The organism is Janthinobacterium sp. 67 (assembly GCF_002797895.1).
Classification (GTDB): Bacteria; Pseudomonadota; Gammaproteobacteria; order Burkholderiales; family Burkholderiaceae_D; genus Janthinobacterium.
The window spans coordinates 4,138,334-4,154,801 of sequence record NZ_PGES01000001.1 but is presented as its reverse complement, the minus strand read 5'-3'; the positions used below and the strand labels follow the sequence as shown (position 1 = coordinate 4,154,801).

Here is a 16,468-nt window from a genome sequence, read left to right as displayed (position 1 = left end):
TGCAACAATGAGAATAATTATCATTTGCATTTGTATGCGGCACGGCGCATTTCGTATGCGTGTCGGCGCGCGGGAAAACAGGGGGAGCGATGATGGGACAGAACTGGGAAGCGGCAGGCTGGACACGGCGCCAGCTGGACCCGGGGTTGAAAGAGTGCCGCGCCGAGCAGCGCCAGGTCGACCAGGGCTTGCTGCTCGTGCATTCCGATTACCGTCCGCGCCTGGCGATCGTCGAGCAATCGAAGCATGACGACGCGGGCGGCATGGTGATCACCATCGGCCTGGAAGGCGCGTCCGGCTACGTCACGCGCGATGGCGAACAACTGCGTTTCCAGGGCGGCCATACGACGGTGACGGCGTTTCGCCACACGAGCGGCGAGCGCCGTTTCGAGGCGAATCAACGGGCGGCGCAATTGCGCGTGCTGGTCGGGGAAGAGGCGCTGGCGCGCTACTGGCCGGAGGGCCTGGCTTACCTGTTGCCCAACGGCGGCGCGCGCCAGCTGGCGCATGCGGCCACGACGGCCGCCTCCGCCCTGCACGCGCGCGCGCTGCTGCGCGCGACGGACCCGCTGGCCGTGCATATCGGCGTACTCAGCCTGCTTGCGGAGCAATTGCGGGCACTGCGGCCGGCGCCCTCTGCCGTGCCGCGCTGGTCCGAGGCCGATATCGTCAAACTGGAACGCGTGCATGCGCTGATGCAGGAACAGATGGCGCAGGAACTCACGCTCGATTACTTGTGCGCGCAGGTGGGCTTGAGCTTGTTCAAGCTCAAGCAGGGATGGCGCTACCGCTACAACGACAGCCCGCAGCGCACCCTGCTGGCGCTGCGCATGCAGCGGGCAAAGTTATTGCTGGAAAATGGTTGCCAGGTGGCGCAGGCGGGCTGGCAAACGGGCTATCGCCACCCGGCCAATTTCAGCGCCGCCTTCAGCCGCTATTTCGGCTACGCGCCGAAGACCGTGGCGCGCGCGAAGGGCTGAATAGCCGGTGTAGAATCGGCGGGCAGCACCTACTCATACGACCCACAAGGAGACATGATGGCCCGCAAAATCTTTGTCAATCTGCCCGTCCAGTCGCTGGAACGCTCCGTGGCGTTTTTCACGGCGCTGGGCTTCAGTTTCAATGCCCATTTCACGGATGAAACGGCGACGTGCATGATCGTCACCGACGACATTTTTGTCATGCTGTTGACGCACGACAAGTTCAAGCAATTTACGCCCAAGCAGCTGTGCGACACCACCGTGGCGACGGAAGTGCTCGTGTGCCTGTCGGCCGAGAGCCGCGGCGAAGTCGATGCGCTGGTGGCGAAGGCCGTCCAGGCGGGCGGCAGCATCTACAAGGAGCCGATGGATTACGGCTTCATGTATGGACACAGTTTCCAGGATCCGGATGGGCATCAGTGGGAATTAATGTATATGGAACCTAATTCTGTCCCCCAATAGCATCGTAGGTCGGATTAGTGCGGCAGGGCCGCACGTAATCCGACAACATTGTTGGCCCGTGGTGGTGTCGGATTACGCGCGGCTACGCCACGCTAATCCGACCTACCCGATCCGTAGCGTAGATACTGTTATCCCCGTCAAGCGGCGTGCAAGGTCGGATCAAATATTTTTCCCGACCTGAGCACGCCGAATGCCACGTGCACCAGCTTGCGCATCATGGCGCCGATGATCAGTTTCTTTGCCTTGCCAGCAGCACGCAGGCGCTGACCAAAGCGCTTGCCCCAGGCTGTCCGGTACACGGTCACCATGGCGGGCATGTACAGCGCTTTGCGCAGGAAGCTGTGGCCGACCTTCGACATGCGTGGCTTGCCACGTACGCTGGAACCAGACTCGTGCTGGCGCGGGTCGAGTCCCGCAAACGCCACGGCTTGCTTGGCGCTGTCGAAGCGCTCGGGATTGGCATAGTAGGACAGCAGCACCGGAATCGTCCGCTCTCCGAGGCCAGGAATGGTGTCGAGCAGCTCACGCTTGCCGCGCAAATCCGGGTCGTCATCGATATGCCGTCTGATGGCTCGGATCAGTTCCTTGATCTGGCCATCGAGCCAGGTGATGTGATCGACGATGCCCTGGCGTACCGCTGCACGCGCCACATCGAGCCGATTGCTTTCCTGCTGGCGCATGGCTTGCAAGGCTTCCAGGCGCAGTACCATGGCGCGCAGTGCCTGTTCGGCCGGCGACGGCGCCAGCCATGGCTCGGGCTGGCGTTCATGGGCGAAGTCGGCGATCAGCTGCGCGTCGACTTTGTCCGTTTTCGTGCGCACCAGGCGCGAAGCGCCGAAGGCCTTGATCTGCGCCGGATTGATGACACTGACCAGCATGCCCCGTCCCGCCAGATATTCGGCCACCCTTTCCCAGTAGGTGCCGGTCGCTTCCATACACACACGCGGGCTGCCGGCCTCATGCTTGAGTAGCCATGCGTGCAGCTCGGCGTATCCTTTGTCATTGTTGTCTACTACCTTGTTACGATGCTTGCCATTGGGCAGGCGCAGCGCGCAGTCGAGCTTTGCCTTGGCAACGTCGATTCCCAGATTAAACATGCTGTGCTCCTCTTGCGATCTACCTTGTGAATGCGGGCTAACCGGCATGCCGGTGCCAAAGATACTGTCCGATCTTGACATTGAGGATGGGTAACTGGTGCGAGATCTACGAAACTGGCTCGGAGCCTAAGGGCGGATACGGCATCCAGTTACCCGGTCTTGATATGCCTACCAAGATTTTGACAGCGGTCGATACCGTTCGCAATATCACGAACGGCATGAAGGGAATAATACAAGGTCGGATTAGCGGCGGTACGCCGCGTAATCCGACACGATCCGCCTGCCCAGCTTAAGAAGCCAGCGCCAGCAAATCCACCACTTCCAGCCCGGCCAGATCTTGCGTCGTATTGCCTGCAAACGCGGCTCGGCTCGGCTGGCCGTTTTTCAGCCATGTGCGCGTCACCATCTTGATCTGCGCCAGGGTGCAATTCAAGACGCCGGTGCGGAACTGCTGGCGCACGGCTTCCGTCGTGCCGCGCTGCTGCATGTTCCACGCCGTCAGCGCTTCCGCGTACGGCGAATGCGGCTTGTCGAGGCCCTTGATGACGCAGATGATGGCTTCTTCCACTTGCTCCTGCGAGAAATCGCCGTCGAGGATTTGATCGAGCGTCGTGCCGAAATCGGCAAACGTGCCGGCCAGGCGCGGATCGCGGTAGGAACTCAGGGTGAACGTGCCGGCGCCGGCCGCGTAGCTGGCGCTGCCGCCATACGCGCCGCCTTTTTCGCGCAGGGCCGTATGCAGTACCTGATTGGTCATCAGCTCGGCGGCGACCGCCAGGGCCGCAGCGTCCGGATTGTGCACGCCCGGCACGGCCCAGGAAACGAAGCAATGGTTGATCTGGCTTGTCGCATGCAGGGCCGTGTTGGCCAGCGGCAAAGCTGCGGGAGCGATGGTTTCCGCCGGTGCAACAGAATCTGTGCTGGCTACCGGCAATTCCAGCAAACGGGCCAGGGTGATGCCATCCTGCTCCAGGCCCGCGCACAGCACGGTCGGCTGCTGGGCGATGATGTGCGCGTGCAGGGTGTCGAGTTCGCGTGCGATTTCCTGCAAGCCTGCCGACGTCTTGCTCAGCTGCTGCAAACGGCGGTAGAACGGCAAAGCGGCCGGGCCGCCGACGATGTCGTCGAAGCGGCGCGTGGGCGACAGCGGTGCTGCCGAGGCCAGCATGGCGTAGCGGTTGCCGGACTCGGCCAGGCTGGAGAGTTTGTCTTGCACCAGGCTTTCGATCAGGAAGGCCAGGCGATCTTCTTCATCGAAGCGGGGCTTGGCGATCCAGGCCGACAGCACGGCGGCAATCGCCGCGTGTTCTTCGCGCAAACCGCTGGCCGAGAACGACAGTTCCACGCGCATCGCCTGTTGCGGGCGAGGAATGGCTTCCAGGCCGATGTGGAACGAGGGCACCATGCTCTGGCGCCAGGCGCTGGCGTCGTCGAACGACATGTCGCCCACGCCCAGTTCCGGCGCCAGGTCCGTGTACAGACGCAGCCATGGCCACGACGCTTCCGGCAAGCCCGACACGTCGTACAGCACGTTGGCATAGCTGATGCCGTTCGAGGCGATGCTGAACGCCACGGCGCCGTCGACGGCGGCCGGAATCGGCAGGGCCGGGCGCGGCAAGGCGCTGACGTCGCCAGGGCGGATGCGCGGCAAGACTTCGGAATTCGATGGCAGTTGCTGATGCGCTTCCAGTGCGGCGGACTCGGCGACGATGTGCTCGCGCTCGGCATCCGTCAGCTTCGCCTGCAGGGCCGCCAGCTTGGCGTCTTCCTGGGCGGCGCGGTCCGTGAAGTAGGCGCTGTCGGGCACCACGTGCGTCGTCAAACGGGTCGGGTTGGCGATCAGTTCGCGCACCAGCCGCTTGAAGAATTCCGGGTCCTCGATTTGCTGTTCCAGGGTTTCCAGAATCGCCGCATTGTCGAAGGCATCCATGACGTTGCCATCGTACATGGCCAGCGGCAAGGCGTGCAGCAAGCGGCCCAGGCCGTAAGGCATGCGGCCGCTGCTGATCTCGCGCTGGCTGTACTTGATGTCGCGCAAGGCCGCGTGCAGCACGGCGGCCGGGATGCCTTCTTGCGCCGTTTCTTCCAGTGCCGTCCAGATGCGCTGGTGCGCATCGGCGATCTGTTCCTGGGTCAACCCTTCCATGCCGATGTGGAACACCATCTGGCGGATGCCCGCATCGCGGCCATTCATGTCCGATGGGCGGCCATAGCCGGCCGATTCCATGGCGCGCATGACGGGCGCCGACGATTCACCGAGCAAGCCGTGCGACAGCAGATGCGCGTGGTAGTAGGCGATGGGGTCGCTCGACTCGCCCATCAGCCAGGCGAATTGCAGGCCGAATTCATCGTCGCGCGCTTCCTGCGACGGAATTTTTACCACGTTTTCCTGCGGCGCCGTCCACGCGGGCGCCAGTTGCGGCAGGCGGCGCGGGCTGAAGCCGCTGAGCTTGGACAGCACGCGCTGCGCCACTTGCTCCTGCACGGCCGACGCTTCGATATTGCCGGACGTCATGATCACGGCTTGCGAAGGATGATAGTGGCTGGCGTGGAATTCTTTCAGCATGTCATGCGTCAGTTCGGGGATGTCGAGCGGATCGCCACCCGATTCCACTTCATACGTCGTGCCCTTGAGCAAGGCGCTGGCGATGCCGCTGTCGAGCGCGCGCATGGGGCTGTTGAAAGCGCCCTTCATTTCATTGAAGACGATGCCCTGGTACACGAGCTTGTCGCCTTCGAATGCATGGCGCCAGCCTTCCTGGCGGAAGTTCAGGTAATCGAGGTTCGGGAAGAAGGCCGCGTCGAGGTAGACGTCGAGCAAGTTGAAGAAATCCTTGCGGTCGGTGCTGGCGAACGGGTACACGGTGCGGTCCGGATAGGTCATCGCATTCATGAACGTGGCCGTCGAGCGGCGCAGCATCGAGAAGAACGGGTCGCGCACCGGGTAGCGCGACGAGCCGCACAAGGCCAGGTGTTCCAGGATGTGGGCGCGCCCGTCGCTTACTTCGGGCACAGTGGGAAAGGCCACCAGGAACACCATCTCAGCCTGCTCGGTATGCATGTGGATATGGCGCATGCCCGTTGCTGGCTCGACATATTGCTCGATGGTTGCCTGCAAGACTGGAATGAAGTTGCTGCTGACTTTTTCAAATGTGCTCATGCGGTATGGGATCTCTGCGGTAGGTGATTCGGAGTGTCGGTGGGGCTGCATCACATGTGGGGGCAAAGCGGCGTAATGCCAGGGCCGGGGCCACTTTGATGCCTGTATGAAGTTTTTCCCTATTGTACTAGGAGTATCTGCGCGCCGCCGCCGAGGCTTGCTTGTGGGACGCAAAAGCAACAATGTTGTCAGGTTGGCCATTTTTGACAGCTGGCGCCCCGCGATGAAGGCTTAGCGTACCATGCGCCTTTTACTCTCTCCAGACTGAACCGAAGGCGCCTACCTTGTCTCGACTTTCCTTTCGCCAACTGTTATTTGCCGCCTTCATTTTGACGACGGGCATTTTGACGGCCACCTCCGTGCAAGCCCTGCTGACCCTGGAACATCTGGCGCGGCTGGGGCGCGAGACGGCGGCGCAGGCGATTACCCTGACGGAACAGTCGCAGCGCCTGTCCGAGCGCACCCTGGCCATGGAGCGCAGCGCGCGCCAGTTTCTCGTGCTCGATGATCCCGTGTTCCGCGAGCGTTTCGCGGCGGCCCGCGACGAAGCGGCGGCGGCGCTGCAAGTGCTGAACCGCGCCACGCCCGAGTTCGCTCCCCAGCTGGCCGACGAATGGACGGTGCAGGCGCAATCGGCGTGGGAAGTCTTACAGGCGGGCAAGCGCCGCAAGCGCGATGGTCACGCCGTCGTGTACCGCGCGTTCGCCCGCATGGCGCAAATCAATGACAGCCTGGCGCGTGAAAGCAAGACGGAAATCGGCAGCCGCAACGACGCCCTGCTGGCCGAGCTGGAACGCCAGCGCCGCCTGCTGGGCGTGCTGGTGGGCGGCGCCGTGCTGCTGGCGGCCGTGCTGGCCACCTGCTTCGGCTTTCTGTTGTCGCGCCCGCTGCGCCGCATCAAGACGGCCATCGAGCGCCTCGGTGACAAGCGCTACGATCAGCCCATCGTTGTCGGCGGCCCGGCCGACACGCGCCGCCTGGGCCAGCAGCTGGACTGGCTGCGCCAGCGCCTGGCCGACCTCGATGCCGACAAGGAACGTTTTCTGCGCCACATTTCGCATGAGCTGAAGACCCCGCTGGCGGCCCTGCGCGAAGGCGTGGCCTTGCTGGAAGACGAGGTGGCCGGCAAGCTCAGCGACAGCCAGCGCGAAATCGCCGGCATCCTGCAGCAAAACACGGCGTCCTTGCAAACCCAGATCGAGGACTTGCTGCGCTACAATACCGCCGCTTTTGACGCCCAGCATCTGGCGCACAGCAAGGTCGACTTGCTCGTCTTGCTGCAAGATGTGGTGGCCGGGCAGCGCCTGCAATGGCTGGCGCGCCGTTTGACGGTCGAGGTGCTGGGCGAGTCCCTGATCGTGCAGGCCGACCGCGACAAGCTGGCGACGGCGCTGGCGAATTTGCTGTCGAATGCCGTGCGCTTCAGCCCGGAAGGCGGCACCGTGCGCTTTAGCTTGTCTTGCGAAGGCGGCCGCGTGCGCATCGACTGCATCGACGAGGGCGCCGGCGTGGCGCCCGAGGATGCCGCGCGTATTTTTGAACCGTTTTACCAGGGAGTGCGCCAGGCGGCCGGCGCGCGCAACGGCAATGGCATCGGCCTGTCCATCGTGCGCGAATATATCGCCGCCCACGATGGCAGCGTCACTCTTTTACCGCGCCCCGCCGGCGCGCATTTTCGGATAGAACTGCCCTTATGATGACGAGAATTTCCCTGGCCGCCATGGCCGCCTGCGCGCTGCTGTTGGTCGCTTGTGCCGCCAAGCCCCCCATCCAGACGCCCGTGCTGGTGCAAACGCCGCCGCGCGTGCTGGTGGTGGCCGATCCCCAGCTCACCGAACTGCTTGCGTATCAAAGCGCCTTGCGCCTGATGACGCCGTCGGAGCTGGCGAAAGCGCAGCTGGACCTGGCGAAAGCGGACCATGCGCCGCAGAACACGATACGCCGCGCCATGCTGCAAGCGGCCTTGCGCGGGTCCGGCGACCTGGCCCGCGCGCAGGCGCTGTTGGAACCGCTGGCTACGGCCACGGGCAAGGATGCGCAACTGCTGGCGCCGCTGGCCCAATTGCTGGGCAGCCAGTATGCGGAACTGCGCCGCCAGGAAGAGAGCATCGACAAGCTCAACACGCAGCTGCGCGACGCCCAGCGCCGCAACGACTTGCTCAATGAAAAACTCGAAGCGCTGAAAAACATCGAGCGCAGCCTGTCCGTGCGCCCTGCCGCGGGAGCGCCGAAATGAGCGAACACCCCCACATTTTATTGGTCGACGACGATCCAGACCTGCTGCGTTTGCTGACCATCCGCTTGAAGGCGGGCAACTATCGCGTGACGGCCGTGGGCAGCGCGGAAGCGGCGCTGGCGCGCCTGGCCGTGGAATTGCCGGCCCTGGTCATTACCGACGTGCAATTGCCGGGCCGCGACGGCCTGGCCCTGTTCGATGAAATCCGCCGCCAGCATGCGGCCCTGCCCGTGATTCTCTTGACGGCGCACGGCACGATTCCCGACGCCGTCGACGCGACGGCGCGCGGCGCGTTTGCCTACCTGACGAAACCGTTCGACGGCAAGCTCTTGATGGAAAAAGTGGCGTATGCCATCAACTTGTCCACCGTCATGCCGGCGCAAGCGTCCGGCGACGAGAGCTGGCGTGCCGAGCTGATCAGCCGCAGTTCGCAGATGGCCGAGCTGCTGGCCGAAGCCAAGCTGGTGGCGGGGTCCGACGCCAGCATCTTGATCCGCGGCCCCAGCGGAACGGGCAAGGAATTGCTGGCGCGCGCGCTGCACAACGCCAGCCGCCGCGCCAAGGCGCCGTTTATCGCCGTCAACTGCGGCGCCATTCCCGAGCAGCTGCTGGAATCGGAACTGTTCGGTCACGTGAAGGGATCGTTTACGGGCGCCGTCGGCAACCGCGAAGGCTTGTTCCAGGCGGCCGATGGCGGCACCCTGTTTTTGGATGAGATCGGCGACATGCCCTTGCCGCTGCAGGTGAAACTGCTGCGCGTGCTGCAGGAGCGTGCCGTGCGCCCCGTCGGCGCCGACCAGACGCGTCCGGTGGACGTGCGCCTGTTGTCGGCCACGCACCGCGACCTCGACGTGGCGATGACCGAGGGGCAATTCCGCGAAGACCTGTATTACCGCCTCAACGTCGTGACCTTGACCCTGCCGCCGCTGGCCGAGCGCCGCGAAGATATCGCCCTGCTGGCCAACCATTTCCTGCAGAAGCTGGCGGCCAAGTATCAAAAACCGCTGAACGGTTTTGCGCCCGACGCCTTGACGGCGCTGGTGGCCGCGCCATGGCCCGGCAATGTGCGCCAGCTGGTCAATGTCGTCGAGCAAGTGTGCGCGCTGGCCACGGCGCCGCTGGTGCCCTTGAGCCTGGTGCAGCGCGCCCTGCGCGTGCCGTCCCTGGAAGCGCTCAGCTACAACGAAGCCAAGCAGCGCTTCGAGCGCGACTACCTGATTCAGCTGCTGCGCCTGACGGACGGCAACGTGGCCGACGCGGCCCGCCTGGCCGACCGCAACCGCACGGAGTTCTACCGTTTATTGCAGAAATACGAGCTGACGCCGGCCCTGTTTCGGGGCGATGGCGACCCTGTCGCTGAATAGCGACAAAAATAAAGCGTTATAAATCAGTGGCTTGGTGTGGAACATTGACGTTCCTGCCACAAGCTGTCGCTGCCAGGCGACAAAAAGCCCCGTTTTTCGGGCCAGATCGCCGGGAAACGGGCTGAAAAAATCGAGTGTAAAGCTAAGTCGTTGATTTTGAATGGAATTTAAAAGCTGGCACGGCGCTTGCTGTATGGGTAGGTGTGACGCTTCAAAGTGTTGCTTTATCCAAGTAAGAAGCTTTTAACTTCATTGAGAGGAACTACCATGCAAACATCGAAACTGTTCAATACCCTGGTTGCCGCTATCGTACTGTCGGGCGCCTCGATCACCGCTTCGCATGCCGCTGACTCCGCACCAAAAGCACAAGCTCCTGCTGACACCGTCGTGGCCGCCAACGCTGCCGCAGCCGTCCCTGATGAAACCATCACTTCCTCGGCCAAGGCCGCCCTGAGCGCTGATGCGCAAGCCGCCGCCCTGCCAGTCAAGGTAGCAACCCAGCAAGGTGTCGTCGTCCTGTCGGGCGAGGTACCGAGCGCCGAAGCGGGTGACCGCGTCGTGCAGATCGTCGCTTCCGTGAGCGGCGTGAAAGAAATCAAGAACGAGCTGAAAGTCAAAGCCGCCGGTTAATCCCGCTCGCGCTGTACTTTACTCCGGGTTGCCCTGTCTGCGGACAGGGCATTTTTTTTGCCCGCACAGTTTTACCCGACAACATTGTTGGCCGGCGCTGGTGGCGTTGTCGGATGACGGTCCTGCGGACCTAATCCGACCTGCAAATCGCCCTCCATTGCGCCCGGTACGCGTTCAAACCTTCCACTTCCATCATGGGCAGCACCGTCGCCGCCATCGCCGGTACTTCGCCCCAGCGGTGCAGCATCCAGCCGCCGCAGGTGGTGCCGCTGGCATCCTGCGAGACGGCAACCTCCTGGCCTGGCCGCAAGGCCGCCAGCAAGGGGGCGAAATGCGGGTTGTCCGTGAAGCTGCCTTCCACCGTCACGGGTCCCTGGGCGCCAAGGGCATCGAGGCAATAATCGCTCATCAGCGCGCAATACAGGGTGGCCAGCGCATAGCGTTCCTGGGCCGTACGTGGCGCCGGTCCGGCAATGCGCCCCGCCTGTCCGACGAAGGGGCCGCCGGACTCGGCAAAGCAGGGCAGCGCCAGCGTACCCTGGCTGACCAGGCGGGCGATATCATCGATGCCGCACACTTGCGGCGCGCTGCCCGCCAGCACGGCAAATTCGCGCCCGCCCATGAAGCGCATGCAGGCCACGGGCTGGCCCAGCGCATGCACATTGGCCAGCATGTCGGCCGTTTCATCGAGCCGGTCGAGGGGGGCGCCCAAGGCGGCGGCGATCACCCAGGTGCCGGTCGACAAGACCGTGCGCGGCTGGGCTTGCTCTTGCGCATCCAGGTAGCGCAGCAGCGAGGCATTGCTGTCGTGGATGCCGCACAGCACCTGGCAATCGGGCAGCAAGCCATTGCTTTCGCGCCACTGCGGCAGCACGGGTCCCAACGCCGTCCATGCCGCATGCAACGGGGGAAACAACGGCGCCCAAGCCATCGTCTCCACCAGCGACGAATAGGCCCCTTGCTGCGGCTGCCACAAATCCGTATGGCAACCGAGCGAGGTCACTTCGCTGGCGGCCACGCCCGATAGCCGCCAGGCCCAGTATTGCGGATAGGTCAGGATATGGCGTGCGCGGGCAAATTCTTGCGGGTAGGTTTTGGCGAGCCAGAACAGTTGCAAGCCCAGGTTCAGGCCACAGGGCAATTGCGGCGACAGGCTGTCGGCAAAGGCCGGCCGCAAGCTGGCATACTCTGCCGCCAGTGCCTGCGGCAAGGTCGATTCATAGTCGAGGATGGGCAGCACCAGGCCGTCAGCGTCGACCAGCGCCGCCGTGGCGCCATGCGTGACGGGCACGATGGCGGTGACGTGCGCCAGGCGAGAAAAGGCGGCCAGGCCCGTTTGCAGCCAGTCCCACAGCCCTTCCGTATCGTGGTGCGGGTACGGTCCTGTTTGAATGATGCGGTTCGGGCGGCGCTGCTCGGCCAGGATGGCGCCCGTGGCGTCCAGCAAGGTCAGCTTGGCATTGGTCTTGCCGATATCGAGTACTACGGTGGCGTCGATGGTCACGGTGGTCCTTATGCGAGATGGAACACGGGGAGCAAGGGCACGGCGACGGGCGAGGCATCGGCCTGCGTTTCCATCAGGTCGGCCATATGCGCCCACCAGCGGCGCATCACGGGATGTTGCGGCAGCACCTCCATCGCGTGGCCGTCCACCCGGCGCAGCACGGCGAACAGCGCGCCCGTCTCCTCATCGAGAAAGATGCTGTAGTCGCGCACGCCGGACTCCTGCAGCAGGCTGGCCAGCTCGGGCCAGATGGCGTCGTGGCGGCGTTGATATTCGGCGGCATGGCCGGGTTTCAGCTGCATCTTGAAAGCGATCTGTTGCATGGTTTATTTTCGTGTGTGTTTGCGGTTCAGCAGGCGCGGCAGCGCAATCGTGATCAGCAGCAAGATGCCGACGACGATGGTCATGATGACGCCGGGAATATTCAGCAGCGCCAGGCCATACGTCACCATGCCCAGCAACAGCACGGCCAGCAGCACGCCGCCGATGCTGCCCTTGCCGCCGGCGATGCTCACGCCGCCCAGGATGACCATGGTGATCACTTCGAGTTCCCAGCCCATGGCGATGTTCGGGCGCGTGCTGCCGATGCGTCCCGTCAGCAGCCAGGCGGCCAGGCCCGCCATGGCGCCGGTGGCCATGAACAGGGCGAAGCGGTAGCGGTCCACGGCCACGCCGGAAAAGCGCGCCGCGCCAGGATTGCAGCCGATGGCGTAGATGCGCCTGCCCCAGCTGGTGGCATGCAGCAGCACGGCGAACAGGGCGGTGAAGACCAGCAGGATGACGAAGGGGCGCGGCACGATGTCGAAGAAATAGCCTTGCCCCCAGTCGATCAGCAGTTGCGGATAGCCCGTGTAGGCCTGGTCGCCCAGGATCACGCTGGCCAGGCCGCGGAACAGGGCCACGGTGCCGATCGTCACGACGATCGATGGCAGGGCGAAGCGCGTCACCAGCACGCCATTCAGGCAGCCGCAGGCGGCGCCGGTGGCCAGCGCGACAAACAGCAGGCTTGCCGGCGGCAAACCCGCGTGGTGCGCCAGGCCCATGGCCACGGACGACAGGGCCAGGATGCCGGAGACGGAAATGTCGATTTCGCGGCAAATGATCAGCAAGGCCATCGGCAGCGCGATCAGCGCTTTCTCGCTGAAATTGAAAGTGCTGTCGGCCAGGTTGTAGGCGTCGAGGAAATGCGGCAGCAGCACGCTGTTGGCGGCGAAGACGGCGACCAGCAGCAGCGCCAATAACGCTTCCCAGTGGGCAAGATACTGGCCCAGACGGTGCGCCTTGCGGTCGAGGATGGTGTAGCGCGAGCGCACGGGCGCCGTCTCCGGCGTGCTGCCGTGCAAGGTGGGGACAGTGGCGTTCACGTGGCGCTCCTGTGGGTCGTAGGGGTGAGCCGCGCCAGCGGCAGGATCTGGCGGCCCGTGTTCTTGTTGCCGCGCGCATTGAGCAGCACGGCCGTGAGGATCACGATGCCCGTCAGCGCGCTTTGCCAGAACGGCGAGACTTTGACGATGGGCAAGGCGTTGTTGATGACGGCCAGGAACAGCGAGCCGAGCACCGCGCCGCCCACCGTGCCGGCGCCGCCGGCGATGCTGATGCCGCCGATCACGCAGGCGGCGATCACGGTAAATTCAAAGCCGTAGGCGATTTCCGAATACGCGACGGCATAGCGCGCCACCCACAGATAGCCGCACAGGCCGGCCATCAGGCCCGACAGTCCATACGTCCACAGCAGGCGCCGCGCCGTGGCGATGCCGACATAGCGGGCCGCCTGCGGCTGGTTGCCGATCGCATACAGGTCGCGCCCGAAGCGCGTGTAGCGGGCCAGGTAGCAGGTCAGCACGATGGCGGCGGCGGCGATCCACACGAGGTGGGTCACGCCCAGCAGCCGTGTCAATGGGAAATCGATGAAGGCGGCCGGCATCTGGTGCGAGGACACCCAGGCGCCGCCCGACAGCACGAATACGAGGCCCCGGTACACGCTCATGGTGCCCAGAGTCACGACGATGGGCGGCAAGTCCAGGTAGCCGATCAGGTAGCCGTTGAGCAGCCCCAGCAGCAGGCCGATGCCCAGCGCCGCCAGGATCACCAGCGCCAGCGGCAACTGCGGATGGTGCACGGCCAGCAGGGCCGACAGCATGCCCGACAGGGCCAGGTTGGACGCCACGGACAGGTCGATGCCGCGCGTGATGATGACGAACATTTGCGTCAGCGCCAGCATGATCAGCAAGGTGCTGTCGGTAAGCAGGCTGGACAGGCTGCCCAGGGTCAGGAAGACGGGCGAACGCAGGCCCACCAGCAGCACCAGCAGCACGATCAGCAGGGCCAGTTGGACTTCGCGTTGTTTCAGATAGCGCATGCGAGCTCCTCGTGCGGATGGCCGCTGCCGGACGCGGCGGCGACGACGTTTTCAGGCGTCGCCTGGGCGCGTGCAAAGACGCGGTGGATATGGCCCTGGTGCATGACGACGATGCGGTCCGCCATGCCCAGCACTTCGGGCAGCTCGGACGAGACGAGGATCACGGACAGGCCTTGCGTGACGAGCTCGCTGATGAAGCGGTGCACGGCCGCCTTCGAGCCGATATCGATGCCCTTGGTGGGCTCATCGAGAATGATCACGCGGGGCTTGGTGGCCAGCCACTTGGCCAGCACGACTTTTTGCTGGTTGCCGCCCGACAGTTCCGACACCATCTGCGTAAAGTGGCTGGCCTTTAATTCCAGCTGCTCGCTCAGGTGGCGCGCGATGGCCGTTTCCTGGGAACGCCGTGGCCGCAGGAAAAAGCCGATGCTGTCCAGAATCGGCAAGGTGATGTTTTGCACGATGGACATCGACAGGTGCGCGCCCTGGTGCTGGCGATCTTCCGGCACGTAGGCAATGCCGTGGCCGATGGCGTCGCTGGCGCAGCCGATGGCCACTTGCTGCCCGCCAATGGCAATGCTGCCGTTCACGCCTGGCGTGAGGCCGAACAGCGCCTGCATCACTTCCGAGCGGCCGGCGCCCACGAGGCCGTAGAAGCCGACGATTTCGCCTTGCCGCACGGAGAAACTGACGTCATGAAATTCCGTCGGGTGGCACAGTTGCGCCACTTCCAGCACGGTGGGGCCGAGCGGCACGTCCACCTTGGGAAACACTTGCTCGATGGTGCGTCCGACCATCAGCGACACCAGCTGCGCTTCCGTGATGTCGGCCAGCGCGCCGGCGGCGACGAAATGGCCGTCGCGCAGCACCGTGTAGGTATCGGCGACGGTAAAGATTTCATCGAATTTGTGCGAAATGAAAATCACCGCCGTGCCCGCCGCGCGCAGCTGGGCGATGATGCGGTACAACTCGTGGATTTCGCGCTGCGACAGGGATGCCGTCGGTTCATCCATGATCACCACGCGCGCTTCCTGCGACAGGGCGCGGGCGATTTCCACGAAGTGGCGCTGTGCCACGCTCAGTTCCTTGACCTTGGCCAAGACGGGCAGCTGCACTTCCAGGCGCGCGAAGATTTTCTCCGCCTCGGCCGCCATGCGCGGCCAATCTATGCGCGCGGGAAAGCCCGTTTGCGGCTGGCGTCCGATATAGATATTCTCGGCCACCGTGAGTTCTTCGAACATCATGGTTTCCTGGTGCACGGCGGTAATGCCGGCATCCATCGCATCTTGTGGGCTGGAAAAAGAGACGGTTTCGCCGCCCAGCTGCATGCTGCCCGCGTCCGGTTGATAGATGCCCGTCAACGTCTTGACCAGGGTCGACTTGCCGGCGCCGTTTTCGCCGATCAGCGCCATGACTTCACCGGCGCGCACGCAGAGGCCGACGTCGTGCAGCGCGACAACGCCGGCGAAATGCTTGCAGATGCCGGACAGGCGCAGCACCGGCGCCTCCGCCGGCACGGAAATAGGGGGATTCTGTGACATAGCCATTCACACTTGAGAGATATTCGCAGGTCGGGTTAGCGCAAGCGCGTAACCCGACAACATGGTTGGCTTTACCGGTGACGTCGGATTACGGCCATCGGTACACAAACAAATCAGAATATTTTCGAGAACTTGTCGACGTTATCCTTGTTGTAGGTGAACGGTGGCGCCAGCGCCGCTTCGCCGCTGGCGTCGAGGGTCAGCTTGCCCATGCGGCCCACGGCGATGGTGTCGCCGGGCTTGCTGCCGGCCTTGCCGGTGACATATTGATGGGCGGCATACGTGGCCGCGTAGCCGAGGTCGATCGGGTTCCAGATGGCAAAGCTTTTCACGGCGCCGCTCTTCACGTGGCCAGCCATTTCCGACGGCAAGCCCAGGCCCGTCACATACACTTTACCGACGAGCTTTTCATCGGCCACGGCCTTGCCGGCCGCATTGATGCCCACCGTGGTTGGCGCGATGATGGCTTTCAGGTTCGGGTTGCTGCGCAACAAGCCGATGGCTTCGCGGTAGCTCTTGTCGGACTGGTCGTCGCCATACACGGTGGCCACCAGCTTGATCTTGGCGTACGCAGGCTGGGCCAGCGTCTTTTTCATTTCGCCGATCCAGATGTTTTGGTTCGTCGCCTGCGCCGTGGCCGACAGGATGGCGATGTCGCCCGCGCCGCCGATGGCGTCGGCCGCCATTTCAATCTGCTTCTGGCCGATCAGCGCGGGGCTGGACGGATTCAATTGCATCAAACGCCCGTCCTTGGCCAGGCCGCTGTCGAACGAGATGACCTTGATGCCGCGCTGCATGGCTTTCCTGGTGATCGGCACCAACGCATTGGCGTCGTTGGCGGAAATGACGATGGCATTGACCTTCTGGCTGATCAGCGAGCTGATGATTTCGATCTGCCCTTCCGCCGTTGCCGTGGTGGGGCCCGTGTAAATGATTTCCACGTCGCCCAGCTGCTTGGCCGCCTCGTTCGCGCCTTCGTGGGCGGCGTCGAAAAAGCCGTTGCCCAGGCTCTTGACGACCATGGCGATCTTCATTTTTTCCGCCGCCTGGGCGCTGCTGGCCAGGCAGCCGATCATGCACATGCTCAATGCCGTCACCATCATCTTGTTCAGTTTCATGCCACGTCTCCTTTTTT

Annotated in this window: 14 protein-coding genes; 6 read left to right on the top strand and 8 right to left on the bottom strand. The window is 63.8% G+C overall.

What is annotated here, in order from left to right; all coding sequences use genetic code 11:
* Nucleotides 1-89 precede the first annotated feature (89 nt).
* Both CLU90_RS18570 and CLU90_RS18565 read left to right on the top strand, forming a co-directional pair.
* Entirely contained in the window at nucleotides 90-980 is an 891-nt protein-coding gene (locus CLU90_RS18570; protein ID WP_100428621.1) for a helix-turn-helix domain-containing protein, read from the top strand.
* Between the two features lie 57 nt (nucleotides 981-1,037).
* Nucleotides 1,038-1,442 (top strand): VOC family protein, encoded by a 405-nt coding sequence (locus CLU90_RS18565; RefSeq protein ID WP_092713085.1) that lies wholly within the window; start codon nucleotides 1,038-1,040, stop codon nucleotides 1,440-1,442.
* Nucleotides 1,443-1,579: 137 nt separating this feature from the next.
* On the opposite strand, the gene CLU90_RS18560 is transcribed toward CLU90_RS18565, so the two are convergent.
* Both CLU90_RS18560 and CLU90_RS18555 read right to left on the bottom strand, forming a co-directional pair.
* Entirely contained in the window at nucleotides 1,580-2,539 is a 960-nt protein-coding gene (locus CLU90_RS18560) for an IS110 family transposase (RefSeq protein ID WP_100428620.1), read from the bottom strand.
* Nucleotides 2,540-2,828: 289 nt separating this feature from the next.
* Nucleotides 2,829-5,699, bottom strand: coding sequence for an insulinase family protein (locus CLU90_RS18555; RefSeq protein WP_100428619.1), 2,871 nt, complete (start codon nucleotides 5,697-5,699; stop codon nucleotides 2,829-2,831).
* Nucleotides 5,700-5,983: 284 nt separating this feature from the next.
* Between CLU90_RS18555 and CLU90_RS18550 the strand changes: the two genes are divergently transcribed.
* The 4 genes from CLU90_RS18550 (at nucleotide 5,984) to CLU90_RS18535 (ending at nucleotide 9,929) form a co-directional block, all read left to right on the top strand.
* A complete protein-coding gene (locus CLU90_RS18550) occupies nucleotides 5,984-7,396 on the top strand; it encodes a HAMP domain-containing sensor histidine kinase (RefSeq protein WP_100428618.1) in 1,413 nt (470 codons plus the stop codon).
* Nucleotides 7,393-7,935, top strand: coding sequence for a hypothetical protein (locus CLU90_RS18545; RefSeq protein ID WP_232731255.1), 543 nt, complete (start codon nucleotides 7,393-7,395; stop codon nucleotides 7,933-7,935). Before CLU90_RS18550 ends, CLU90_RS18545 begins: the two co-directional genes overlap by 4 nt.
* Nucleotides 7,932-9,299: a sigma 54-interacting transcriptional regulator gene (locus tag CLU90_RS18540; protein ID WP_092713079.1), complete on the top strand. Its 1,368-nt coding sequence runs from the start codon at nucleotides 7,932-7,934 to the stop codon at nucleotides 9,297-9,299. Before CLU90_RS18545 ends, CLU90_RS18540 begins: the two co-directional genes overlap by 4 nt.
* 267 nt (nucleotides 9,300-9,566) lie before the next feature.
* Entirely contained in the window at nucleotides 9,567-9,929 is a 363-nt protein-coding gene (locus CLU90_RS18535) for a BON domain-containing protein (protein ID WP_092713077.1), read from the top strand.
* Between the two features lie 130 nt (nucleotides 9,930-10,059).
* Here the strand turns inward: CLU90_RS18535 and CLU90_RS18530 are convergent, their stop codons facing one another.
* The 6 genes from CLU90_RS18530 to rhaS all read right to left on the bottom strand — a co-directional run bounded on the left by CLU90_RS18530 (nucleotide 10,060) and on the right by rhaS (nucleotide 16,433).
* The gene (locus tag CLU90_RS18530; protein WP_100428617.1) at nucleotides 10,060-11,433 is read right to left on the bottom strand and encodes an FGGY-family carbohydrate kinase; all 1,374 of its coding nucleotides are present in this window, start codon (nucleotides 11,431-11,433) and stop codon (nucleotides 10,060-10,062) included.
* Nucleotides 11,434-11,441: 8 nt separating this feature from the next.
* Nucleotides 11,442-11,756 (bottom strand): L-rhamnose mutarotase, encoded by a 315-nt coding sequence (gene rhaM / locus CLU90_RS18525; RefSeq protein WP_100428616.1) that lies wholly within the window; start codon nucleotides 11,754-11,756, stop codon nucleotides 11,442-11,444.
* Nucleotides 11,757-11,759: 3 nt separating this feature from the next.
* Nucleotides 11,760-12,797 carry an ABC transporter permease gene (locus CLU90_RS18520; RefSeq protein ID WP_232731254.1) on the bottom strand — a complete coding sequence of 346 codons (1,038 nt, stop codon included), beginning with the start codon at nucleotides 12,795-12,797 and terminating at the stop codon, nucleotides 11,760-11,762.
* Entirely contained in the window at nucleotides 12,794-13,792 is a 999-nt protein-coding gene (locus CLU90_RS18515) for an ABC transporter permease (protein WP_046681792.1), read from the bottom strand. Before CLU90_RS18515 ends, CLU90_RS18520 begins: the two co-directional genes overlap by 4 nt.
* Nucleotides 13,780-15,333 carry a sugar ABC transporter ATP-binding protein gene (locus CLU90_RS18510; RefSeq protein ID WP_232731253.1) on the bottom strand — a complete coding sequence of 518 codons (1,554 nt, stop codon included), beginning with the start codon at nucleotides 15,331-15,333 and terminating at the stop codon, nucleotides 13,780-13,782. Before CLU90_RS18510 ends, CLU90_RS18515 begins: the two co-directional genes overlap by 13 nt.
* A 113-nt stretch (nucleotides 15,334-15,446) precedes the next feature.
* Nucleotides 15,447-16,433 carry a rhamnose ABC transporter substrate-binding protein gene (rhaS, locus tag CLU90_RS18505; protein WP_442906747.1) on the bottom strand — a complete coding sequence of 329 codons (987 nt, stop codon included), beginning with the start codon at nucleotides 16,431-16,433 and terminating at the stop codon, nucleotides 15,447-15,449.
* Nucleotides 16,434-16,468 lie beyond the last annotated feature (35 nt).

Bases quoted from the DNA above. Each gene is read 5' to 3' on its own strand.
- CLU90_RS18570 (WP_100428621.1), top strand. From the start codon at position 90: ATGATGGGACAGAACTGGGAAGCGGCAGGCTGGACACGGCGCCAGCTG.
- CLU90_RS18565 (WP_092713085.1), top strand. From the start codon at position 1,038: ATGGCCCGCAAAATCTTTGTCAATCTGCCCGTCCAGTCGCTGGAACGC.
- CLU90_RS18560 (WP_100428620.1), bottom strand. From the start codon at position 2,539: ATGTTTAATCTGGGAATCGACGTTGCCAAGGCAAAGCTCGACTGCGCG.
- CLU90_RS18555 (WP_100428619.1), bottom strand. From the start codon at position 5,699: ATGAGCACATTTGAAAAAGTCAGCAGCAACTTCATTCCAGTCTTGCAG.
- CLU90_RS18545 (WP_232731255.1), top strand. From the start codon at position 7,393: ATGATGACGAGAATTTCCCTGGCCGCCATGGCCGCCTGCGCGCTGCTG.
- CLU90_RS18540 (WP_092713079.1), top strand. From the start codon at position 7,932: ATGAGCGAACACCCCCACATTTTATTGGTCGACGACGATCCAGACCTG.
- CLU90_RS18535 (WP_092713077.1), top strand. From the start codon at position 9,567: ATGCAAACATCGAAACTGTTCAATACCCTGGTTGCCGCTATCGTACTG.
- rhaM (WP_100428616.1), bottom strand. From the start codon at position 11,756: ATGCAACAGATCGCTTTCAAGATGCAGCTGAAACCCGGCCATGCCGCC.
- CLU90_RS18515 (WP_046681792.1), bottom strand. From the start codon at position 13,792: ATGCGCTATCTGAAACAACGCGAAGTCCAACTGGCCCTGCTGATCGTG.
- CLU90_RS18510 (WP_232731253.1), bottom strand. From the start codon at position 15,333: ATGTCACAGAATCCCCCTATTTCCGTGCCGGCGGAGGCGCCGGTGCTG.
- rhaS (WP_442906747.1), bottom strand. From the start codon at position 16,433: ATGGTGACGGCATTGAGCATGTGCATGATCGGCTGCCTGGCCAGCAGC.